Origin of the sequence: Tatumella citrea (genome assembly GCF_002163585.1) — a bacterium.
Classification (GTDB): domain Bacteria; phylum Pseudomonadota; class Gammaproteobacteria; order Enterobacterales; family Enterobacteriaceae; genus Tatumella; species Tatumella citrea.
In genome coordinates this window covers 4,021,546-4,042,921 of the sequence record NZ_CP015579.1, presented here as the reverse complement: position 1 = coordinate 4,042,921, position 21,376 = coordinate 4,021,546, and the positions used below count along the sequence as shown (strand labels likewise).

Sequence of the window (21,376 nt, the reverse complement as noted above, 5' to 3'; positions counted from 1 at the left end):
TTAATTATGTGTTTGATGTGTGATAATTTTTCACGGCGAGATTTTCTGAAACTGACCGCGTTACTCACCACCGGTACTGCGTTGCCTTTAATTATGCAACAGCAAGCCAGAGCTGCGGATGAACCCGATGCTCCGGTCAGGGTCGGTTATCTGCCGGTGACCGATGCTGCCCCGTTACTTGTGGCTCATGCCCGGGGACGATTTGACCAGCCCGGAAAACCCGCAGATAAACCAGTTATGTTTCGTAGCTGGTCTCAACTGACAGAGGCGTTTATCGCCGGGCAAGTCAACGTGATTCATATGCTTGCGCCGGTGACTCTCTGGGCTCGCTATCAGGCAAAATTACCCGCCAAAGTCGTTGCCTGGAACCATACCAATGGTTCCGCACTCACGGTGTTACCCGAAATTACTGATGCTAGGCAGTTGTCAGGAAAAACCGTCGCTATTCCTTTCTGGTATTCGATTCACAATGTGATTGTGCAACAACTACTTCGCGAGGCCGGGCTGAAGGCTGTGACCGTCACGGCCGCACAGGGTGAAGTTCAACTGGTGGTGATGTCGCCGGCAGATATGGTACCTGCTCTTGTCAGCCGAAAAATCTCTGGCTTTATTGTCGCCGAGCCTTTTAATGCGTTGGCTGAATCCCATCAGGTGGGACGTATCTTACGGTTTACCGGAGATATCTGGAAAAGCCATGCATGTTGTGTGGTTATGATGCATGAGTCCGATTTGAACAACCGTCCCGTGTGGAGCCAACAGGTGACCGATGCAATAGTGGATGCACAGCAGTGGATACGTTCAAACCGAAGCCAGACTGCCACACTGCTGTCACGTGATGGTCCGAATCACTATACCCCGCATACTGCAGAGGTTCTGACTCAGGTATTACAGCCTTCGGACACGATGGAAGCGGGTTGGATTGCTGATCATGCGATTCGTCATCCTGACTGGCATCAGTCGAGAATTGATTTTCAGCCCTGGCCCTATGACGGTTATTTTTCCCGGTTGGCGGAATTACTAAAACAGACAGTGATCGAAGGTGATCATAGTTTCCTGCAAAACTTGCAACCGCAAAACGTCAGCGCGGAACTTACTGACAACCGTTATGTTTTGAACAGTATCCGCAAAGCCGGGGGGATGTCAGCGTTTGGACTCGCTGATGGGGATTTTCAGCGAACAGAAGTCATTTCACCATGAAAAGTGGATTAAGCAGGCAATTCCTGATGGTTCCCGGATTGGTCGTCATTATTCTTTTGTGGTGGCTGGCAACCCGACCACTTACAGGGATGCTTGTCGCATTTACTCCGGTCAATACCTTCTCCGCATTGATAAAAATGCTGTCTGATGGCTCATTGTTAAATAATACAGTGATCAGCCTGCAGCGGGTTTGTATTGGATTATTGTTTGCGATAGTAATTGGGCTGCCAGTGGGAATTTTGATGGGTTACTTTCGTACACTCGAGCAACTGTCGATGCCAGTCCTTCAGTTACTAAGGATGATTTCGCCGCTATCGTGGATGCCCATCGCTGTCATGGCTTTGGGGGTAGGAGATCATCCGGTCTGGTTTTTGTTAAGTTTTGCCGCGGTATGGCCGGTGATCTTCAGTACTGCCAGTGGAATCAAACAACTATCCCCACACTGGTTGATGCAGGCCAGGGCCGCCAGTGCAACGCCATGGGAAACGCTTTGCTATGTCGTGCTGCCGGGTATTCTGGGGCATATTTTTACCGGGTTAAGACTGGCGATTGGCATACTATGGATAGTACTGGTGCCTTGTGAAATGCTGGGGGTAAGTTCTGGACTAGGGTATGCCATTCTGGATGCAAGAGACAGTCTGGATTATTCAGGACTGATGGCGGTGATTGTCACCATTGGGGTTGTCGGTTTTCTGATGGATTGCCTGATGAGATGTCTGCTTCAACCCTTTAGTGCTGCCAGATAGCTGGTAGCAGAATACTCTCTGTTAGCTTAACGCCCGGCAAACTGGTCTGCTACTGACGGAATGATGTCCCGATTTGGCATTAATTTCTGTGAGTAGCCCGGTGATACTCCTGTCAGAACCTTACAACTGACGGGAGTGATAATGAAAAGTGCATTAATAGTGATCGATGTTCAGGACTCTTTTTTACATCGTGATTTCTGGACAGATAACGGATTTCCTGAATTTTCGCAGAAGTTAACCCGGCTAATCTCCGGATGTCTGAAACTCGGGATACCGGTGGCTGATGTGTTTCATATCAGCAAAGGGCCGTTTGCGCCGGAGTCCGGTTATGTTAAGCGGATGTCCTTTTTAAACCATACTGCCGCAGTCACGGTAGAAAAAAGAGTGCATAATGCGCTGACGGAGTCTTCACTGCTGGAATGGCTGCATGAGCGAAAGATTGAGCAACTGATCATTAGCGGTATCCGGACGGAGCAATGCTGCGAAACTACAGCGCGGGTGGCCAGTGACTTAGGGTTTAAGGTGCTGTTTGTCAGCGAGGCGACCCTGACATTTGATATGCAGTGGCAGGGAGTGACTTATTCTGCAGAGCAGATTATGCGGCGTACTGAGCTGGTACTGAATGACAGATTCGCCCGGATTTGTTCAGTGGATGAATGCCTGCAGTTGCTGAGTGAACAATCCTGATATTTTGTCTGTGGAGGAACGATGATGGCGAGACAGGTCTGGTTTCTGACTCTGCCAGGGGTGATGGCTCTGGATATTACCGGCCCTGCGGAAACACTGCGGCTGGCCGGTCCGGATATTGAACTGCGTTACACCGGCCCCTGCCCGACGGTAATCAGCTCCACACAGATGACCATCAGTGATATCGCACCTCTGCCTGAACAATTACCTGTCGGTAGCTTACTGATCATTCCCGGAGTCGATAATTCCGCCTGGCGGCTGGAACAGACCGCGGCCATAGAGGCCGGAAACTGGCTGCTCACACAGCAGGCTGCTATTCGCCGGGGAGATGTAACTCTGGTATGCATCTGTGCAGGGGCGCTGCTGGCCGCCCGAACCGGATTACTGGATGGTGTAGCCTGCACGACTCATCATCAGGTGCTGGACCGGTTACGGGATATGGCCCCAAAAGCACGGGTTGTGGATAACCGGGTATTTATAGAGGACCGTGGGATCTGGAGCAGTGCCGGCATCACGACCGGAATTGATCTCTCTCTGCACCTGATAAGCCGGATGTTCGGTCCTCGTAAGGCGCTTGAAGTGGCCCGGGAAATGGTGGTCTGGTTTCGACGCTCCGGCGATGACCCGCAACTATCTCCGTGGTTGCGTTATCGTAATCATCTGCATCCGGCCATTCATAAGGTACAGGATTTGATCAGTCAGCATCCTGAACAGAGCTGGCCGCTCAGTGAACTGGCCGATCGCGTGCATATCAGCAGTCGCCATCTGACCCGGCTATTTCGACGTTATCTGGGGGTTTCTGTGCATGAATATCAGCAGCAGCTCAGAGTGGCAGTCGCCGGACAGCGGCTGCAACAGGGGGAAGGGATAGAAAAAGCCGCGTTGGCAGCGGGATTTTCCTCGGCCAGGCAGTTCCGGCTCACCCGTTCCCGGTTACAGGAAAGTGCCGATGAGTCAGGCTGCTAAAGGCTCAGGATTATCAGTGAGAAGATTCAGCCTGCGGCTTATAAAGCGCTCACCAGGGATTTGATTTTTTCTGCTTTCTCAAAATGATCCAGTTTCATCTCCATAATCCACCATTGCGCCACCGCCATCAGTGTTTCAGGATCATTATTTTTATTAGAGAAAAATGCATAGAAAGAGAGGCCGACGTTACTGCCTTTTGCTGCGATTTTTTCATCAAAAATGGCGACTATTCTGGCTTTGATACTTTCGTTCAATGATTTCTACTGCGTGTTTTTCAACGGAGGGGAGCTAAACGTTAGCTTCTCCTGGTCAGATCTTTTCCGGGAACAGCGATACTTGCAACTGCGCGCACCATGAAACATTGGCGACCAGAAGTCAGCCCCGGATATTGTAAGATAAAACCACATTACAGGAATTTCGCGGACAACGCCGCGATGTGCGGATTTCCGGCTGCACAACGGCCGGTCAAAGGGTATACTACGACCCACTTTTTTCATCCGGCCAAATAGCGTGCGAATTCAACATGCAAAAGTTTGATACCAAGACCTTTCAGGGCCTGATCCTGACCTTGCAGGATTACTGGGCGCAACAGGGCTGTACCATTGTACAGCCACTGGATATGGAAGTAGGTGCGGGCACCTCACATCCGATGACCTGCCTGCGCGCACTGGGGCCAGAACCCGTTGCTTCCGCCTATGTTCAGCCTTCACGCCGTCCGACCGACGGCCGCTATGGCGAAAACCCTAATCGCCTGCAGCACTACTATCAGTTCCAGGTGATGATTAAGCCTTCGCCGGAAAATATGCAGGAACTGTACCTGGGCTCGCTAAAAGCCCTGGGCATTGATCCGCAGGTTCACGACATTCGTTTTGTCGAAGATAACTGGGAAAACCCGACACTCGGGGCCTGGGGTCTGGGCTGGGAAGTGTGGCTGAACGGGATGGAAGTGACACAGTTTACCTATTTCCAGCAGGTGGGTGGTCTGGAATGTAAGCCCGTGACCGGTGAGATCACTTATGGTCTTGAGCGTCTGGCGATGTACATCCAGGGCGTTGACAGTATCTATGATCTGGTCTGGAGTAACGGTCAGTTCGGCATCACAACCTATGGCGATGTGTTTCACCAGAACGAAGTTGAACAGTCGACCTATAACTTTGAATATGCCGATGTTCCGTTCCTGTTCAGCTGTTTTGAACAGTACGAAAAAGAAGCCCAAACCCTGCTGGCACTGGAAAAACCGCTGCCGCTGCCGGCTTACGAGCGTATTCTGAAAGCTGCACACAGTTTTAACCTGCTGGATGCACGCAAAGCTATCTCTGTTACTGAACGTCAGCGCTATATTCTGCGAATTCGTACCCTGACCAAAGCCGTGGCCGAAGCCTATTATGCTTCCCGTGAAGCCCTGGGCTTCCCGATGTGCAATAACAACAAGTAAGAGGCAGCGATGACAGATAAAACCTTACTGGTGGAAATTGGCACCGAAGAGCTGCCACCAAAATCATTACGTCAGTTGGCGGAATCTTTTGCCTCCCTGCTGACCAGCGAACTTGATAGCGCCGGCCTGAGTCATGGTGCTACGGAGTGGTTTGCTTCTCCACGCCGTCTGGCGGTGAAGATTGCCTCACTTAGTGCTTCCCAGGCTGATCGTGAAGTAGAAAAACGTGGCCCGGCGATTGCTGCTGCATTTGATGCAGACGGCAAACCAACCAAGGCTGCTGAAGGCTGGGCCCGTGGTAATGGCATCACCGTTGAACAGGCAGATCGCCTGGTGAATGATAAAGGTGAATGGCTTGTTTATCGCGCGGCGGTGAAAGGCGAATCAGCAGTTTCTCTGTTACCAGAAATGGTTGCCGGTGTGCTGGCAAAATTACCGGTACCGAAACTGATGCGCTGGGCTGACAGTGATGTTCAGTTTGTTCGTCCGGTACACACAGTAACTCTGTTACTGGGAGATGAACTGATCCCTGCCACTATACTTGGGGTTAATTCGGACCGGACTATCCGCGGTCACCGTTTTATGGGTGAAGCAGAATTCAGCATTGATAACGCTGATCAGTACCCGCAAATCCTGCTGGAGCGCGGAAAAGTGATCGCTGATTACGAAGCCCGTAAGGCTGCGATTAAAGCGGATGCTGAAGCGGCTGCCGAAAAACTGGGGGGTAAAGCGGACCTGAACGACAGCCTGCTGGAAGAAGTTGCTTCTCTGGTGGAATGGCCGGTCGTGCTGACGGCAACCTTCGAAGAGAAATTCCTGGCGGTGCCTTCAGAAGCGCTGGTGTACACCATGAAAGGTGACCAGAAGTACTTCCCGGTTTATAGCCAGGACGGAAAACTGCTGCCGAATTTTATCTTTGTTGCCAATATCGAATCGACCGATCCGCAGCAAATTATCTCCGGTAACGAGAAAGTGGTTCGCCCGCGTCTGGCAGATGCCGAGTTCTTCTTTAATACCGACCGTAAGCAACGCCTTGAAGACCAGCTGCCACGACTGGAAAGTGTTCTGTTCCAGAAACAGCTCGGAACACTACGGGATAAGACTGACCGTATTCAGGTATTGTCAGGCTGGATTGCCGGTAAAATCGGAGCTGATGTCAGCCATGCGACCCGTGCCGGATTGCTGTCAAAATGCGATCTGATGACCAATATGGTGTTTGAGTTCACCGACACTCAGGGTGTGATGGGAATGCATTATGCCCGCCATGACGGTGAAGCCGAAGATGTGGCTGTAGCGCTGAACGAGCAGTACCAGCCCCGGTTCTCCGGTGATGAACTGCCACAGAGTCTGGTGTCCTGTTCGCTGGCGATTGCCGATAAAATGGATACCCTGGCCGGTATTTTTGGTATCGGACAACATCCGAAAGGCGATAAAGATCCGTTTGCTCTGCGCCGTGCAGCTTTGGGTGTTCTGAGGATTATTGTCGGGAAAAACCTGCCTTTAGATCTGCAGACTCTGACTGAAGAAGCGGTTCGTCTGTATGGTGATAAGCTGACGAATCCGGCGGTGGTTGATGATGTCATTGACTTTATGCTGGGTCGTTTCCGTAGCTGGTATCAGGAAGAAGGTCACAGTGTTGATACGCTGCAGGCTGTACTGGCCCGTCGCCCAACCCGTCCGGCTGATTTCGATGCGCGGATGAAAGCGGTCTCTCACTTCCGGACTCTCGAACAGTCAGCGGCGTTGGCAGCAGCCAACAAGCGTGTTTCCAATATCCTGGCAAAATCTGATGAAACGCTGAATGACAGTGTGCAGGCATCGTTGCTGAAGGAAAATGCAGAAATTACCCTGGCGACCTATGTGAGTGCGCTGAGCAGTAAACTGCAACCTTACTTTGCTGAAGGTCGCTACCAGGAAGCGCTGATTGAGCTGGCTCAACTGCGTGAAGCGGTAGATAACTTCTTCGAGCAGGTGATGGTAAATGCTGAAGAGCCGGAAATTCGTATCAACCGTCTGACATTACTGGCAAAATTGCGCGATCTGTTCCTGCAGGTTGCGGATATTTCCCTGCTACAGTAATTCAGTACTGGTGAGATATGATTCAGAGAAGCGAGCCGGTGGCTCGCTTTTTTTGTTTCTTTAATCCGCTAATTTGCAGCCGGAAGTCTCTGCTGCGTTGTTATCACACCCCCTGATGTGGTTAACACTCATGCGGATTAATGTGCTAAAACCCAGTGATACCCATTTCAGCAGTGAGATCTGCGGAACCACAATATGAATATTCCTTCAGAAAATTTCGGTGAAGAAACAGCGTCCATCGGGGGGCTAACTACCCGCCAGGTCTGGACTCGTCAGGCGCTTCTGGATGGACCACAGGCGGAATCCCGTGAAGACTGGCTGGCAGAAGAGGTTCCGGTGGCTCTGGTCTATAACGGCATCTCTCATGTGGTGATGATGGCCACACCGGGACAGCTGGAAGCGTTTGCTGTCGGCTTCTCTCTTTCTGAAGGCATTATCAGTTCTCCGTCAGAAATTTATGGTATTGATGTCCTGCCTCAGTGTCAGGGGATTGAAGTTCATATTGAGCTTTCGACCCGACGTTTTATGGCACTGAAAGAGCAGCGCAGAGCTATGGCCGGACGCACAGGTTGTGGAGTATGCGGAGTTGAACAGCTTGAACAAATTGGTAAGCCGGTTCCCCCGTTGCCATTTACCCGCCGTTTTAACCTGCAGGCTCTGGACAGAGGTTTGTCGCAACTCTCTGACTTTCAACCCATTGGTCGTCAGACTGGTTGCACTCATGTGGCAGCCTGGATGGATGAGCGGGGAGAGTTATCCGGGGGCTGTGAAGATGTTGGCCGGCATGTTGCACTGGATAAACTGCTTGGGTATCGCAGCCGGGAAGGCTGGCAGCAGGGGGCTGTTGTGGTCTCCAGTCGTGCCAGTTATGAGATGGTACAAAAATCGGCGATGTGTGGTGTTGAGATTCTGTTTGCTGTTTCAGCGGCTACCGCGCTGGCCGTAGAGGTAGCAGAACGTTGTGGCCTGACGTTGGTTGGGTTCAGTAAGCCAGGTCGTGCAATTATTTACACTCACCCACAACGTTTGTATCAGGCTGAAATCACCTGACTAAATGTCTGAGCCAGCGCAGGCCAGGCATAGTGGTCTGTTGCTGCACTGTCTGAAATCAGCAATCCGATATCTGCCGGCTGAGCATAACAGTAACGGCTGGTGACCCCCAGCTTACTATGGTCGGCCAGCAGGAAAAGCTGTTTTGCCTGACGAGCCATTGCGCCGGCAATTGCTGCCTCTGCCAGTGAAAAACTGCTGGCTCCTGTTACGGCATCAACCCCGACCGGTGATAACAGGGCGACATCTGCCTGATAGCGGTGAATTTCATTAACTGTGATACCGCCATGAGTTTGCTGAGTCCCGGCCGACATACTGCCCCCCAACAGAATGACTTCATGCTGCAACTGACTGTCATTTTCGGTCGCCGTCAGGACCAGTGCCGCCTGCAAACTGTTAGTAATGATAGTGAGTCCGGACATGGTTCTGAGTTCACGAGCCAGCAGGGTCGTGGTACTGCCTGAATCGAGAAATATGGTTTGTCCGGCGTGCAGCTGTTCCGTCGCACAGCGGGCAATGCTGCGTTTTTCTTTTTCCCGTGCAGCGTACCGCACCGGTAACGGAGGCTCTGCCGGGGCATCTATCGCGACAATACCGCCATGTACCCGTCGTGCAACCCCTTGTTCTTCCAGAGCGATGATGTCACGGCGGGCAGTCTCCCTGGATACTCCCAACTCATTGATAATGCGCTCAGTGCTGACCTGATGGTGAGTGCTGATTAATGAGCGTATGCGGTGTAATCGCGTTTCCTGCAACATAGGATTCCCTCAATTCAAACTGCGCCGGATGATAACAGTTGTCTCAGTGTAGCGCAGCACCGCGAAATCTGAATGTGTATTTTGTTGCTTTTGTGTATTTAGTTGCATTTTTCTGAAAATCAGCGATGATGAACTCAGAGATGAATTCTTCCCGGCTTTCCCACTGATTATTGCGACAGGAGTAATTATGGTCACTCGTTCTACCATCATGGATACCAACAGCTTTCGTGCTGAACATGCTGCCTCACTGGATGCAGATACCCGTAATCTGACCGACAAACGCAGCAAAGTACTGGGTGACTCTTATCGCCTGTTTTATCGTAAACCGGTGCATCTGGTGCGTGGGGAAGGCCAGTATTTGTGGGACGCCGCCGGGGATAAATACCTTGATGTGTATAACAACGTCGCCAGCATTGGTCACTGCCATCCGGCCGTCATTGAGGCGGTTACTCAGCAAATGAAAATGCTGAATACTCATACCCGCTATCTGCATGAAGCCATCCTCGATTACAGCGAGGCGTTGCTGGCAACGGCACCGGCAGAAATTAATAAAGCGATGTATATGTGTACCGGTTCAGAAGCTAATGACCTGGCTATTCGTGTAGCCCGTTCATTTAGCGGCGGTACCGGTATTATTGTGACTAAAGAAGCCTATCACGGCACCAGCGATCTGACTTCCGGGGCATCGCCAGCATTGGGTAGCGGCCAGCCACTGGCGGCTACCACCCGACTGGTATCTCCGCCTGATGATTACCGTGTTGATGCGCCTGATCTTGGTGCCTGGTTTGCAGCAGAAATTCAGAAACAGATTGATGATATGGCTGCCCACGGGATTAAATTCGCCGGTTTTCTGGCTGACTCAATTTTTTCTTCGGATGGTGTATTGCCTAACCCGCGTGGTTTCCTGCAGCAGGCAGTCGATGTGGTACACAAAAACGGCGGGATCTTTATTGCCGATGAAGTTCAGCCAGGCTTCGCCCGTACCGGGGATGCATTCTGGGGCTTTGGCCGTCATGGCGTAGTGCCGGATATTATCACCACCGGTAAACCAATGGGTAACGGCATTCCTGTCTCCGGACTGCTGGCCAAAAGTGATGTGCTGGCAGCATTCAGTGACGATATCCCTTACTTTAATACCTTTGGCGGAAACCCGGTGGCAATGGCGGCCGCACAGGCAGTATTACGGGTGATTGAGGAAGAAGGATTACAGGAGCACAGCCGTGTGGTAGGGGCGCAGTTACTGGCTGAATTGCGTAAACTGATGGACAGACATGAATGTATCGGAGATGTGCGTGGTGCCGGGTTATTTATTGGTTTTGAGCTGGTGGAAGACCGCCAGAGCAAAACTCCGGATAAAACGCTGGCGCTCAATCTGATTGAAAAACTACGCGAACACCATGTGTTGACCTCGGTGGCCGGACCTTACGGTAATGTGCTGAAACTGCGTCCACCATTGGCATTCCAGGTGGCAGATATTGACTGGCTGGTCGGCGCACTGGACAAGTCACTGACTGAACTTGGCCACTGATCTGTAGCGTAGTTCTGAGAAACTGCTGAAATTGTGCTATTTCAGCAGTTTTTTTTTACCGGAAAACAATTTGTTAGCGGCTACAATGCACTGATTCTCCTTTTCCCGATCAATTATTTAACTATAATGGAAGCCAGTGCTTATGCAGTACGTCCCTTTGGGTGTACTGTCCTTACATTAGAATGGAGAGGTTGAACATGAGTTATTCACTGCCATCCCTGCCTTACGCTTATGACGCGCTTGAGCCGCATTTCGATAAGGAAACGATGGAAATCCATCACACCAAACATCACCAGGCTTATGTTAATAACGCCAATGCAGCACTTGAAGGTACTGAGTTTGCTGCACTGCCGGTAGAAGAACTGATCACTAAACTGGATCAGGTTCCGGCGGACAAAAAAACCGCTCTGCGCAACAATGCCGGTGGTCACGCTAACCACAGCCTGTTCTGGAAAGGTCTGAAAACCGGAACTACCCTGCAGGGTGATCTGAAAGCTGCAATCGAGAAAGATTTCGGTAGCGTAGACAAATTCAAAGAAGAATTTGAAAAAGCTGCTGCAACCCGCTTTGGTTCCGGCTGGGCGTGGCTGGTGAAAAAAGGTGATAAACTGGCGGTCGTTTCTACTGCTAACCAGGACAGCCCACTGATGGGTGAAGCTGTCGCCGGTGTTTCCGGTTTCCCTATCCTGGGTCTGGATGTGTGGGAGCACGCTTATTACCTGAAATTCCAGAACAAACGTCCTGATTACATCAAAGCATTCTGGAACGTTGTAAACTGGGATGAAGCTGCAGCGCGTTTTGCTTCAGCAAAATAATCTGATGTGTTTCTGGCGGTAAGTTTACCGCCAGTTAGCGAGACCGGTAGCCTGAGCGCTGCCGGTTTTTTTTATACTGAGATTATCTGACTGCCTGAAACTCTGGCTGATTTACGCCAGCAAGCCAGGTATTCGTCACCGACTCCCTGCTTTTCTTGCTTACCAAAAACAGACGGTATCTTAATAAAGTGCTGTCATTTCTTACTAAAAATAAACGCAGGGTAAACAATTATCATATTTACTCTGATGCCGACTGATGCTTGTTCCTGATTGTACTTTCGTTGAAATTTCCCCGGTTAGGCTCTGCTGGATTCAATCCAAAACTCTGGCCTTGCTATGTCTGAACTTATTAATGACTCGCTGAAAAAAAACAATATCTCACTACTCTGGTCAGTGATCAGTGGCAAATATCGCCCGGACAAAGCCTGGAAGAGCAAATCCTTCAGCCTGAAATTTTTGCTACGCTGCTGTTGTTATCCTGCGGTTAGCTATCGTTATCTTAGTTCTCTGACTACTCTGGAACTCTTTCCATCGCTGCTTGAACGGCAGGGGCTGTTGCCGGCCAAAATACACCGCCCCTATCTGAGCGCCGGATTAGGTGTACGCCAGCGTGCAGAGGCTATTGTCAGCCATTATCAGTTACTGTCAGGCCTCGAAAACCCACGATTACGCCAGTGGATGACCCAGCCCTCGGCAACCCCTATGTTGCAGTGGGTCACTCCTGACGATCAAACTTTTGCCCTGACCTGTGGTCCTGCCCGGTTTGATCGTGAAGGTGAGGTCATGTTGTGCCTCTACTACCAGCAGCAGGTAGTGGCAATGACGACATTTTCAGTGATCCAACTGGACGGCAAGAAAGTACTGTTTATCGGTGGATTGCAGGGACCAGGCAGCGAAATATCTGCAGATGTTATCCGGCAGGCTACACGCGCCAGTTATGGTGTGTTTCCAAAAAGGCTGCTGATGGATGTGATTTTCTGGTTAGCAGAGGCCGGTAAAATTGAAGGCATTCAGGCAGTGAGTGAACACAGCCATGTGTTTCGCAGCCTGCGTTATCGCTACAGTAAACAGGATAAGTTCTTTGCCAGCTACAGTGAATTTTGGGAAAGCCTGGGAGGGCGACAAAACAGCCACGGGAACTACGATTTACCTTTGACGGTAATTCGTAAGCCACTGGAAGAGGTTGCCAGTAAAAAAAGGGCTGAGTACCGGCGTCGTTATCAGTTGCTTAACGAACTGCATCAGCAGTTTAACGACGCGCTGGAGATAACCTGCAAATAGCAGACAGTCAGAAGGCTTTTTTAGCGAACCCGGTGACTTCGTTCAGGCCCATTTCACGGCCAAGTGCCGTCATCGGGTGAACAATCACAATCCCACGGGCGGTTTTTTTCAGAGCTCCCAGATTAGCCTGCTCTTTTTTAGTGATAGCACGGCGGAAGGGCAGTTTTTCCAGTTTTTGAGCTTCGGTGCTGAGCTTCTGTTCGCGAACATCACGCAGACGGGTAATTTCGGTTTCCAGCGTCTGCATTTCCTGCTGAATTTCTCCCAGCTTTTCCATATCACCGGCAGTAATCAGCGCCTGTGATTTGTGGTTAAGTGCATCCAGCAGATCGCTCAGACGTTTAATCTCAGCTTTTTCTTGTTCTTTCATTGTTGACTCCTGTTAATCAGCGGGCAAGGATACACCAAAATTCCGGAGGACTTAACCAGAACCGGCTGTCGGTTGCATCTGATGCCATAGCTTAGCATGGCTGCCGGGGGAATGGCCCCTTTATGCTGAATTGCGTAAAGGGGCGGAATCTACATCAGAAGAAGCTGAACGGGTATTCTGCAAACACGCGGATCTCGTTACCGCTGGTGTTATAGTCCGCAGCATCTCCGGATACACGCAGGATGGAGTAACGCAGTTTCAGGGTCAGATTTTTCGCAGCACCGCTCTGTACGGTGTACTGGATCTGGTTAAACAGCTCGTGTTCATGGCCGTTGCTGGTCTGGTTAGTTTTAATATTGTCACCACGGACATAGGCGACGTTGTATGCCAGGCCGGGGATACCCAGCCCTGCAAAGTCGATACCATAAGCAGCCTGCCAGGAGCGTTCGCCTTTGCCATTAAAATCTGACCAGTAGGAGTTATCCAGCCAGATGCTGTTGCCTCCGTCACCAACACCACCCTGATCACGGTATCCGCCATACTGATAACCGGTGCTGCCGTCACTCTGCTGGTAAGCCAGTTTAAAGGTATGCACCCACCAGGTGTAATTCGCGGCCAGGCTCCAGATGGTATTGCTGCGTCCGGTATCGAGCTGACTGGCATACTTTTTCGTCAGGCGGGAATTATAGCCATTGAAATTGACTGCCAGAGATTGTTCAGCCGCCAGAGGCTGTTTGTAACTTAGCCCCAGATACTGCTTATTAAGCGTTTGTTCTACGTTGGAGGCGTAAAACGAGCCACTGAACTGATCGTTAAACTGGTAGCTGGCACCACCGAATGACAGACTTTTTAGACCGCTGTTATGTCGGTCATCACTTTTACGTTGTTCATCGGTCAGATAACCGGCATTAACTTCCAGTCCGGTGATCTCTTTGGAGGTGATCATCGCTCCGGTGAAGGTTTCGGCCAGCAGACGTGAATTATCTGCCGAGACTACCGGTAATTCAGGACGCTGAGTACCGTAGCTGATCACAGTGTTCGAGATGCGCATTTTTGCTGTTGCGCCAAATTTGGCCAGATCAGACTTTGCTTTTCCGTCATGGCCCTGTTTAAAGAAGTCGATACCGCCGGCACCACTTCTGCCACGACCCCCGTCCAGACGAACTGCATACTGACCAATAGCATCAAAACCGAAACCGACAACCCCTTGTGTATAACCCGATTGCCAGTTAGCGATTAGGGCCTGGCCCCACTCGTCACGGTCACGTACTCCCTGAGCTTTATAGTGGCGGTTAATATAAGCATTACGTAACAGGACATCGAGATGACTGTCTGCAATAAAACCATTACTTTGTGATTGATCACTCGCCAGAGCCGGAGCCGCGCATAATATCCCGCAGAGAATAACAGGTATTTCTTTTTTCACTTTTGTTGTGCCTTTATTTTTTATAAGAATTAAATCTGTTTCGGGCTGCCACATATTCCGCATGTGGTCATGCCAAAAAGAATTTATTGCATAAGGTGATAGATTACCGCGGAGGATTTTATTACGCTTATAAATTAATTAACAGCCTTTTATCTGCTGCCAAAGGTGGCTAACCTGCTGTTTAATTTCTGAAAAGCGCTCTTTTTGTTAAGACTAAGATAAAACATAAAGTAAACCGGCGAGCGTACAGAATGATTAATAATAAACTCCGACAAATATGGATAATCATCCGGGGGAATTATTGCTGTTTATGAGCAGAAAGAGAGTCAGTATTGGCAGAAGCCAGAGAAACAGCCCCGGCAATAGCAGGGGCTGAGGGTATTACTGGACGCTACTGATGGCCGTTTTCAGCTGACCCAGTACCGGGGCAGAGCTGGCAATATCAGCGACCAGGGTATTGTATTGTTTTACCTGATCCTGAGTAGCAAACTGAACATTGTTGTTGGCAAAACTCACACTGTTATTTTGTGCCTGCAAAAAGTCGCCAGTGTCGATCACTGAGCTGCTAAGAGCCTGCAATTTCGGCAGTAATGGCAACACATTGTTTGCTGGTTGGGTGACCACTTTGGCATAGGCGGCTTCATAGGTTTTTTGCAGATCGGCAGGCAATTTCAGCGATGACTTACTGCTGTCGGCCAGATTACGGGCATTTTGTACCTGCTGTGTAACTACATTCAGGGCTCCGGCGGCCTGGCGCAGGGTGTCGCGGTGTGACTGATAGTCGGCGGGAACATGGATTGCTGATAATTCATCAGTGACCGGGCGGATTCCGTCGTTAATCGCCTTATTCAGTTGCTGGGAGAAACCATAGAGGATTGCATAATCGCCGGCAAAATTGCCGAAGCTTTTTTTCTGATTTTCACTCAGTGTCGGCAACTGTGAACCGCTGCGCATGACTGTATTTTGCAGAAAATCACTGAATGCCTTGCTTTGCCCGGCTTCTTTATCGCCGCAGCCTGCAAGCTGGAAAACCATGATAACTGTTGCCAGCAGTAATCCAGACTGCTTCGCAACACGTACTATGCCTGACGCCATAAGGAACGGACTCCTGTTATTCGACAACTTGTATTATTTACAAGCAGAGAGACCACAAGGATAGTGCAAAGCGTTGCTCCCGCCAACGGGGAAATGGGGAGAAAAAGTGCGGGACATCATCTTTCTCTCTTATTGAGTGATCGCTGGTGCCGGGAGATATTTTTCTGCCTGATGTGTGAACCAACTGGCCGACATATTATAGGGAGGTTGGCATAACCGGGAGATGGCATGGCTGATCTGTGCTTCTGCCTGCTGCCAGAGCCCCGGATCTCCGTCGCGCAGTAAGCCTATCTGAACCTGCTTTTCCACCAGGTAAACCGGTGCAAATTCCGGGTCGTTATCAACAATATCTTTCGTGTTATCAATGATATCTGCCAGTTTGATTGTCTGCGCTTTGGCGGAGGCTTTTGCGCTATGCTGCAGATGTTGTTGTTTCTTTTGAAGTCGGGTATCGGTATCGGAGACTTGCGGGTTGGTTAGCATTCCGACCAATAGCGCGACTTCCTTGCCGAACAGCTGCTGTAACTGGCTAAAAGTGGTCGGAGTATCTTCCAGAGTGTCATGCAGCCAGGCCGCTGCCAGCATGGTCTCATCCGCTCCTGCATGGCGAACCAGTTCTGCGACTGCCTGAGGATGAACAATATAGGGCGCATTACTGTATTTACGCCGTTGATCTGCCTGGTAGTGAACCTGGCGGGCAAACAACTTTGCTTTTTCTTCCAGTGAATAATGCATAGGTCCTCTGCTAGCCGGAATTTATAATATGACTATAGAATGGCGGTAATAGGTTCGGCAAGCGGGGAAGAATGGTTTTTAATATCAGGGTGATGAATCATATTAATTTTATTTATTTTTTTAATCTATTCCGGAATATTCCCTGTGTTACGGTTTTTTTTAAAAAGTATCTGAACAATAATGAAATCTGAACAAACAGTGATGATATTTTATTCACAATGTTGCGGTAGTTTGCCAGCTGATAACAAATAACTGTTAACTTCGGCATTACAGTTACAGTCAGGCTACCCGTAAAATTTCGGCTGCAGGTTGGGTTAGTGAACAACGAGCCTTCCTGGAAGGATATGATCTGGTTTGACAGCCCGTCTGATAGTTTCAGGAAAAACCGCCGCGGTGACGGAACCTGCACAAGGCCCCGGATATTGGTGGTTCCTGCATCACTCAGGATGATGATGACTGCTTTTTAGTCAATCAATTCAGGGTTTGCTAAAAAGCGGTTGACGCTATCTGAGTGCGGCAGTAATATTCGCCCCCATCGGCGAGTAGCGCAGCTTGGTAGCGCAACTGGTTTGGGACCAGTGGGTCGGAGGTTCGAATCCTCTCTCGCCGACCATTTTCGAAGAAACCCGCTTTTAGCGGGTTTTTTTACGCCTGTAGTTCGAAGAGGATGAGAACCTCCGCAGGAGGTTTGAGCCGAACGAAGTGAGACAACGTTGCTTAAGCAACGGCCCGAAGGGGCATCATCCTCTCTCGCCGACCACTTTCGAAGAAACCCGCTTTTAGCGGGTTTTTTTTCGCCTGTAGTTCGAAGAGGATGAGAACCTCCGCAGGAGGTTTGCGGTTATCTGCATGACTTGTCCCGGTAAGGCTACTCAAATGTGCTTCTCTTTATCATTTTTTTCAGTCAGACCCTGGCCGATTTCAATGGTTCGCTGCTGTCCGAAACTCATGCCGCAGAGCAATTCCTCTTAGCTCATCACAGGCAGAGGGAGGTTTAAGATGACCATTTAAGGACTTAATTTTAGTCAAACATTTTTCTTATGATTTGTGTTTTCTTTATGACCATGTAGTCGGTTTTGTGATCAATTCGTAACCTGAACCAATTCATAATTTGTGAATTAAGGTAATAGCACATTGCTATAATTTTGTTTTTTTGCATCTTTTTTAAATAGTTTTATTAACTTATATTTATATTTATTATTGGAGTTTTATTCTGATTTTTTAATTATTAATTGTTTTTTATTTCATGGTATATGTTATTAACAGATTTATGTTTTATCTGTTTTTTAGCGATTTATTAGAAAAATGCCCGCAGGTTATTGACAGCTGATTACATCTGTTGACAAATTGGTAAATGGCTACAGATTTCCTTAGCAGATTATATCGCTATTTTCCTATGGATGGTGTTTATGTCCTGGGTGATGTGCTTTATAGCGTCTGTTATAAGAATTTCTGCTGACAGCATAACTAATAACAAAAAGTAAATAACACACATCACAATTTAACGGAGCAACGAATATGAGCAAATTTCGGTCCGGGAAAGGCGTATTGACGACGGGTTTAACAATCCTGACATTGATGCTTTCTGCTGCGGTACATGCAAAAACATTGGTCTATTGCTCCGAGGGATCTCCGGAGGGGTTTAACCCACAATTATTCACTTCTGGTACTACCTATGATGCCAGTTCTGTACCCATCTATAACCGGTTGGTCGAGTTCAAAACCGGTACCACGGAGTTACAACCAGGACTTGCCGAAAGTTGGGACGTGAGCAGTGACGGTAAGGTTTACACTTTTCATTTGCGTAAAGGTGTGAAATGGCAGAGTACCAAAGATTTTAAACCTACCCGTGACTTCAATGCTGATGATGTGGTGTTTTCTTTTGAACGTCAGTTAGATAAAAACAATGCATACCATAACGTTTCCGGTGGCAGCTATGAGTATTTTGAAGGTATGGATATGCCTAAACTCATTACTAAAATCGAAAAAGTTGATGATTATACTGTGCGCTTTACCCTCAGCCGTCCTGAGTCGCCTTTTATTGCAGACCTGGGTATGGACTTCGCCTCGATTCTCTCAAAAGAGTACGCAGATAATATGCTGAAGGCAGGGACACCGGAAAAAGTGGACCTGAATCCGGTGGGAACAGGGCCCTTCCAGTTGCTGCAGTATCAAAAAGATTCGCGGATTTTGTATAAAGCTAACCCGACCTACTGGGGCCCTAAACCAAAGATTGACCGGCTGGTCTTCTCTATTACCCCGGATGCCTCTGTGCGTTATGCCAAAATGCAAAAGGGTGAATGTCAGGTGATGCCTTACCCTAATCCCGCTGATATTGCCAGCATGAAAAAAGATCCGAATATTACTCTGATGGAACAGCCAGGCCTGAATGTGGGCTATCTGGCGTTTAATACGGAGAAAAAGCCACTGGACGATGTCAGGGTTCGCCAGGCACTAACGATGGCAGTGAACAAACAGGCTATTATTGATGCGGTTTACCAGGGAGCGGGGCAGGCAGCCAAAAACCTGATTCCACCAACTATGTGGAGCTATAACAGCAAGATCAAAGATTATCCGTATGACCCGACTCAGGCCAAAGCGCTGTTGAAAGCAGCCGGAATGCCTGATGGATTTACCATTGATTTATGGGCGATGCCGGTACAACGACCGTACAACCCTAACGCCCGTCGCATGGCAGAGATGATCCAGGCTGACTGGGCAAAAATTGGTGTAAAAGCCAATATCGTCAGCTATGAATGGGGAGAATATCTGAAAAGGGCCAAAGCCGGCGAGCACCAGACGGTGATGATGGGCTGGACCGGAGACAATGGGGATCCGGATAACTTTTTTGCCACATTGTTCAGTTGTGCTGCTGCCAAAGATGGTTCCAACTATTCCCGCTGGTGCTATAAGCCTTTCGAGGATCAGATACAGCCAGCAAGATCTGAAGCTGATCATAACAAACGTATTGCTTACTACCAGCAGGCGCAGGTGATTATGCATGATCAGGTGCCAGCACTGATTATTGCTCACTCTACGGTTTATGAGCCAGTGAGCAAAAAAGTGACCGGGTACGTGGTTGACCCGTTGGGTAAACACCACTTCGATAACGTCGATATTCAACAATAACAGCAACAAACAACACCCCGGAATTGTGAAATTGCCGGGGTGCTTCGTTTTACTGGCGCATTTTGCGCTATTGCGGTCACCCTTTTACGGGTTGTGAGTAATGATCGCCATCTTTCAGGGTGGCGGCATGAAAGGGAACTTGTTTATGCTGCAGTTTATTTTGAAACGCCTGGGATTGGTCATCCCAACATTTATTGGCATTACCCTGCTAACTTTTGCTTTTGTCCATATGATCCCGGGCGACCCTGTGATGATCATGGCAGGAGAGCGGGGCCTCTCTCCCGAAAGGCATGCACAATTACTGGCCCAGTTTGGTCTGGACCAGCCTTTGTGGAAGCAATATCTCACGTATATCAATGGCATTTTGCATGGCGACCTGGGGATCTCCCTGAAAAGCCGTATTCCGGTTTGGAATGAGTTTGTTCCCCGCTTTAAAGCCACGCTGGAACTTGGTATTTGCGCCATGCTATTTGCGGTCGCTGTCGGTATTCCGGTAGGCGTTTTGGCGGCTGTTAAAAGGGGGTCGGTATTCGATCATACTGCCATCAGCCTCTCGCTGGCAGGTTACTCGATGCCGGTATTTTGGTGGGGGATCATGTTGATCATGCTGGTGTCAGTAAAGCTCAATCTGACTCCGGTTTCCGGGCGTATTGGCGATACGGTATTCCTTGATGACAGTCACCCGCTGACCGGTTTTGATCTGATAGATACCTTATTCTGGGGGGAACCCGGAGATTTTAAAGATGCCGTGATGCATATGGTCCTGCCGGCTATTGTATTGGGCACTATACCTCTGGCGGTTATCGTCCGGATGACCCGTTCGTCCATGCTTGAAGTTCTGGGAGAAGATTATATCCGTACCGCCAGGGCTAAAGGATTGACGCCGCTGCGGGTGATTGTGGTTCATGCACTGCGTAATGCCATGCTGCCGGTAGTTACGGTCATCGGTCTGCAGGTCGGAACGCTACTGGCGGGTGCAATTCTGACTGAAACCATCTTTTCCTGGCCCGGTCTGGGACGCTGGCTAATCGAAGCGTTACAACGCAGAGACTATCCGGTGGTTCAGGGTGGCGTGTTAATGGTGGCCCTGTTGATCATACTGGTCAATTTTGTTGTCGATATTCTCTACGGCGTGGTGAATCCGCGTATTCGTCACCACAAATAAGGAGGCATCATGTCTGTTGTTGAATCGGGCAGTGTGAGTGCCGCACCTAAACCTATGACACCGTTTCAGGAATTTTGGCACTATTTTTGCCGAAATAAGGGTGCTGTTGTCGGGCTGATATTTATTGCCCTGATGTTGGTAATGGCGATCTTTGCAGGAGTTCTGGCGCCTCATTCCCCCACGGAGCAGTTTCGCGATACTTTACTTCACCCCCCTGTATGGCAGGAAGGGGGGGAATGGCGTTTTATTCTTGGTACTGATGATGTTGGCCGCGATATTCTCAGCCGACTGATGTACGGCGCACGACTGTCATTGCTGGTGGGTTGTCTGGTGGTGGTACTGTCGCTGATATTTGGAATCGTTCTCGGGCTGCTGGCAGGTTACCTGGGTGGGGTTGTAGATGCTGTCATTATGCGGCTGGTGGATATTATGCTGGCCCTGCCAAGTTTGTTACTGGCCCTGGTACTGGTCGCAGTTTTCGGGCCGTCAATGATCAATGCTTCGCTGGCGCTAACGTTTGTCGCTCTCCCCCATTATGTCCGGCTGACACGAGCGGCGGTGCTGGCGGAAGTCCATCGTGATTATGTCACTGCATCAGGAGTTGCGGGTGCGGGGCCGTTACGTCAGATGTTTGTAAACATTCTCCCCAATTGCCTGGCTCCACTGATAGTGCAGGCATCTCTCGGTTTTTCCAATGCGATTCTTGATATGGCTGCGTTGGGTTTTTTAGGAATGGGTGCGCAGCCGCCAACGCCGGAATGGGGAACGATGCTAGCTGATGTACTGCAATATGCGCAAAGCGCCTGGTGGGTTGTTACTTTTCCTGGCGTGACAATTCTTTTGACAGTACTGGCTTTTAATCTGGTGGGTGATGGTTTACGCGATGCCCTTGATCCTAAACTGAAACAATAAGA

19 protein-coding genes, 1 tRNA gene and 1 other RNA gene are annotated in these 21,376 nt (G+C 49.5%); 15 read left to right on the top strand and 6 right to left on the bottom strand.

All coding sequences use genetic code 11. From position 1 onward, the window contains the following. The first annotated feature begins 6 nt into the window (after positions 1-6). The 4 genes from A7K98_RS19165 to A7K98_RS19150 all read left to right on the top strand — a co-directional run bounded on the left by A7K98_RS19165 (position 7) and on the right by A7K98_RS19150 (position 3,596). Complete coding sequence (locus A7K98_RS19165; RefSeq protein WP_087489973.1) at positions 7-1,197, top strand: ABC transporter substrate-binding protein; 1,191 nt, start codon at positions 7-9, stop codon at positions 1,195-1,197. Next, positions 1,194-1,943, top strand: coding sequence for an ABC transporter permease (locus tag A7K98_RS19160; RefSeq protein WP_087489972.1), 750 nt, complete (start codon positions 1,194-1,196; stop codon positions 1,941-1,943). Before A7K98_RS19165 ends, A7K98_RS19160 begins: the two co-directional genes overlap by 4 nt. A gap of 138 nt (positions 1,944-2,081) precedes the next feature. Beyond that, positions 2,082-2,630 (top strand): isochorismatase family protein, encoded by a 549-nt coding sequence (locus A7K98_RS19155; protein WP_087490598.1) that lies wholly within the window; start codon positions 2,082-2,084, stop codon positions 2,628-2,630. A gap of 24 nt (positions 2,631-2,654) precedes the next feature. Then, positions 2,655-3,596, top strand: a complete 942-nt coding sequence (locus A7K98_RS19150; RefSeq protein ID WP_087489971.1) for a GlxA family transcriptional regulator — start codon at positions 2,655-2,657, stop codon at positions 3,594-3,596. 38 nt (positions 3,597-3,634) lie between these two features. Here the strand turns inward: A7K98_RS19150 and A7K98_RS19145 are convergent, their stop codons facing one another. Beyond that, positions 3,635-3,850, bottom strand: a complete 216-nt coding sequence (locus tag A7K98_RS19145; protein ID WP_087489970.1) for a DUF6500 family protein — start codon at positions 3,848-3,850, stop codon at positions 3,635-3,637. A 269-nt stretch (positions 3,851-4,119) separates the two neighbouring features. Here A7K98_RS19145 and glyQ point away from each other — a divergent pair, with 269 nt between their 5' ends. The 3 genes from glyQ (at position 4,120) to fdhD (ending at position 8,160) form a co-directional block, all read left to right on the top strand. Further along, positions 4,120-5,031 carry a glycine--tRNA ligase subunit alpha gene (gene glyQ, locus A7K98_RS19140; protein WP_087489969.1) on the top strand — a complete coding sequence of 304 codons (912 nt, stop codon included), beginning with the start codon at positions 4,120-4,122 and terminating at the stop codon, positions 5,029-5,031. A 9-nt stretch (positions 5,032-5,040) separates the two neighbouring features. Next, positions 5,041-7,110: a glycine--tRNA ligase subunit beta gene (gene glyS, locus A7K98_RS19135; protein WP_087489968.1), complete on the top strand. Its 2,070-nt coding sequence runs from the start codon at positions 5,041-5,043 to the stop codon at positions 7,108-7,110. Positions 7,111-7,305: 195 nt separating this feature from the next. Further along, the gene (gene fdhD / locus A7K98_RS19130; protein WP_087489967.1) at positions 7,306-8,160 is read left to right on the top strand and encodes a formate dehydrogenase accessory sulfurtransferase FdhD; all 855 of its coding nucleotides are present in this window, start codon (positions 7,306-7,308) and stop codon (positions 8,158-8,160) included. Here the strand turns inward: fdhD and A7K98_RS19125 are convergent. Further along, positions 8,142-8,918: a DeoR/GlpR family DNA-binding transcription regulator gene (locus tag A7K98_RS19125; RefSeq protein WP_087489966.1), complete on the bottom strand. Its 777-nt coding sequence runs from the start codon at positions 8,916-8,918 to the stop codon at positions 8,142-8,144. The two genes, fdhD and A7K98_RS19125, sit on opposite strands and share 19 nt — an antisense overlap. A 187-nt stretch (positions 8,919-9,105) precedes the next feature. Between A7K98_RS19125 and A7K98_RS19120 the strand changes: the two genes are divergently transcribed. From A7K98_RS19120 to A7K98_RS19110, 3 genes are all read left to right on the top strand, one after another. Continuing rightward, complete coding sequence (locus tag A7K98_RS19120; RefSeq protein WP_087489965.1) at positions 9,106-10,446, top strand: aspartate aminotransferase family protein; 1,341 nt, start codon at positions 9,106-9,108, stop codon at positions 10,444-10,446. A 197-nt stretch (positions 10,447-10,643) separates the two neighbouring features. Beyond that, positions 10,644-11,261 (top strand): superoxide dismutase [Mn], encoded by a 618-nt coding sequence (sodA, locus tag A7K98_RS19115; RefSeq protein ID WP_087489964.1) that lies wholly within the window; start codon positions 10,644-10,646, stop codon positions 11,259-11,261. 336 nt (positions 11,262-11,597) lie between these two features. Continuing rightward, entirely contained in the window at positions 11,598-12,542 is a 945-nt protein-coding gene (locus tag A7K98_RS19110) for a VirK/YbjX family protein (RefSeq protein ID WP_087489963.1), read from the top strand. A 7-nt stretch (positions 12,543-12,549) separates the two neighbouring features. On the opposite strand, the gene A7K98_RS19105 is transcribed toward A7K98_RS19110, so the two are convergent. The 4 genes from A7K98_RS19105 to A7K98_RS19090 form a co-directional block, all read right to left on the bottom strand. Then, positions 12,550-12,912 (bottom strand): YibL family ribosome-associated protein, encoded by a 363-nt coding sequence (locus tag A7K98_RS19105; protein ID WP_087489962.1) that lies wholly within the window; start codon positions 12,910-12,912, stop codon positions 12,550-12,552. Positions 12,913-13,066: 154 nt separating this feature from the next. Continuing rightward, on the bottom strand, positions 13,067-14,338 hold the full coding sequence (locus tag A7K98_RS19100; protein WP_087490597.1) for an OprD family outer membrane porin: 1,272 nt from the start codon (positions 14,336-14,338) through the stop codon (positions 13,067-13,069). Between the two features lie 381 nt (positions 14,339-14,719). After that, the gene (locus A7K98_RS19095; RefSeq protein WP_087489961.1) at positions 14,720-15,433 is read right to left on the bottom strand and encodes a DUF3053 domain-containing protein; all 714 of its coding nucleotides are present in this window, start codon (positions 15,431-15,433) and stop codon (positions 14,720-14,722) included. A 129-nt stretch (positions 15,434-15,562) separates the two neighbouring features. After that, complete coding sequence (locus tag A7K98_RS19090) at positions 15,563-16,168, bottom strand: HD domain-containing protein (RefSeq protein ID WP_087489960.1); 606 nt, start codon at positions 16,166-16,168, stop codon at positions 15,563-15,565. Between the two features lie 536 nt (positions 16,169-16,704). Here A7K98_RS19090 and A7K98_RS19080 point away from each other — a divergent pair. The 5 genes from A7K98_RS19080 to dppC all read left to right on the top strand — a co-directional run bounded on the left by A7K98_RS19080 (position 16,705) and on the right by dppC (position 21,374). After that, a tRNA-Pro gene (locus tag A7K98_RS19080) sits at positions 16,705-16,781 on the top strand. A gap of 33 nt (positions 16,782-16,814) precedes the next feature. Continuing rightward, a non-coding RNA gene (locus tag A7K98_RS19075) (RtT sRNA) lies at positions 16,815-16,928 on the top strand. An 818-nt stretch (positions 16,929-17,746) separates the two neighbouring features. Next, positions 17,747-19,297 (top strand): dipeptide ABC transporter periplasmic-binding protein DppA, encoded by a 1,551-nt coding sequence (gene dppA, locus A7K98_RS19070; protein WP_269466933.1) that lies wholly within the window; start codon positions 17,747-17,749, stop codon positions 19,295-19,297. A gap of 145 nt (positions 19,298-19,442) precedes the next feature. Then, complete coding sequence (gene dppB / locus A7K98_RS19065; protein WP_087490596.1) at positions 19,443-20,462, top strand: dipeptide ABC transporter permease DppB; 1,020 nt, start codon at positions 19,443-19,445, stop codon at positions 20,460-20,462. 9 nt (positions 20,463-20,471) lie between these two features. Next, the gene (gene dppC / locus A7K98_RS19060) at positions 20,472-21,374 is read left to right on the top strand and encodes a dipeptide ABC transporter permease DppC (protein WP_087489957.1); all 903 of its coding nucleotides are present in this window, start codon (positions 20,472-20,474) and stop codon (positions 21,372-21,374) included. The last annotated feature ends 2 nt before the right edge of the window (positions 21,375-21,376 follow it).

What these genes read in the sequence shown, in the direction of transcription:
- dppA (WP_269466933.1), top strand. Translation starts at nt 17,747, where the DNA reads ATGCTTTCTGCTGCGGTACATGCAAAAACATTGGTCTATTGCTCCGAG.
- A7K98_RS19105 (WP_087489962.1), bottom strand. Translation starts at nt 12,912, where the DNA reads ATGAAAGAACAAGAAAAAGCTGAGATTAAACGTCTGAGCGATCTGCTG.
- A7K98_RS19150 (WP_087489971.1), top strand. Translation starts at nt 2,655, where the DNA reads ATGGCGAGACAGGTCTGGTTTCTGACTCTGCCAGGGGTGATGGCTCTG.
- A7K98_RS19120 (WP_087489965.1), top strand. Translation starts at nt 9,106, where the DNA reads ATGGTCACTCGTTCTACCATCATGGATACCAACAGCTTTCGTGCTGAA.
- sodA (WP_087489964.1), top strand. Translation starts at nt 10,644, where the DNA reads ATGAGTTATTCACTGCCATCCCTGCCTTACGCTTATGACGCGCTTGAG.
- fdhD (WP_087489967.1), top strand. Translation starts at nt 7,306, where the DNA reads ATGAATATTCCTTCAGAAAATTTCGGTGAAGAAACAGCGTCCATCGGG.
- A7K98_RS19095 (WP_087489961.1), bottom strand. Translation starts at nt 15,433, where the DNA reads ATGGCGTCAGGCATAGTACGTGTTGCGAAGCAGTCTGGATTACTGCTG.
- A7K98_RS19090 (WP_087489960.1), bottom strand. Translation starts at nt 16,168, where the DNA reads ATGCATTATTCACTGGAAGAAAAAGCAAAGTTGTTTGCCCGCCAGGTT.
- dppB (WP_087490596.1), top strand. Translation starts at nt 19,443, where the DNA reads ATGCTGCAGTTTATTTTGAAACGCCTGGGATTGGTCATCCCAACATTT.
- dppC (WP_087489957.1), top strand. Translation starts at nt 20,472, where the DNA reads ATGTCTGTTGTTGAATCGGGCAGTGTGAGTGCCGCACCTAAACCTATG.
- A7K98_RS19125 (WP_087489966.1), bottom strand. Translation starts at nt 8,918, where the DNA reads ATGTTGCAGGAAACGCGATTACACCGCATACGCTCATTAATCAGCACT.
- glyQ (WP_087489969.1), top strand. Translation starts at nt 4,120, where the DNA reads ATGCAAAAGTTTGATACCAAGACCTTTCAGGGCCTGATCCTGACCTTG.
- A7K98_RS19165 (WP_087489973.1), top strand. Translation starts at nt 7, where the DNA reads ATGTGTTTGATGTGTGATAATTTTTCACGGCGAGATTTTCTGAAACTG.
- A7K98_RS19110 (WP_087489963.1), top strand. Translation starts at nt 11,598, where the DNA reads ATGTCTGAACTTATTAATGACTCGCTGAAAAAAAACAATATCTCACTA.
- glyS (WP_087489968.1), top strand. Translation starts at nt 5,041, where the DNA reads ATGACAGATAAAACCTTACTGGTGGAAATTGGCACCGAAGAGCTGCCA.
- A7K98_RS19160 (WP_087489972.1), top strand. Translation starts at nt 1,194, where the DNA reads ATGAAAAGTGGATTAAGCAGGCAATTCCTGATGGTTCCCGGATTGGTC.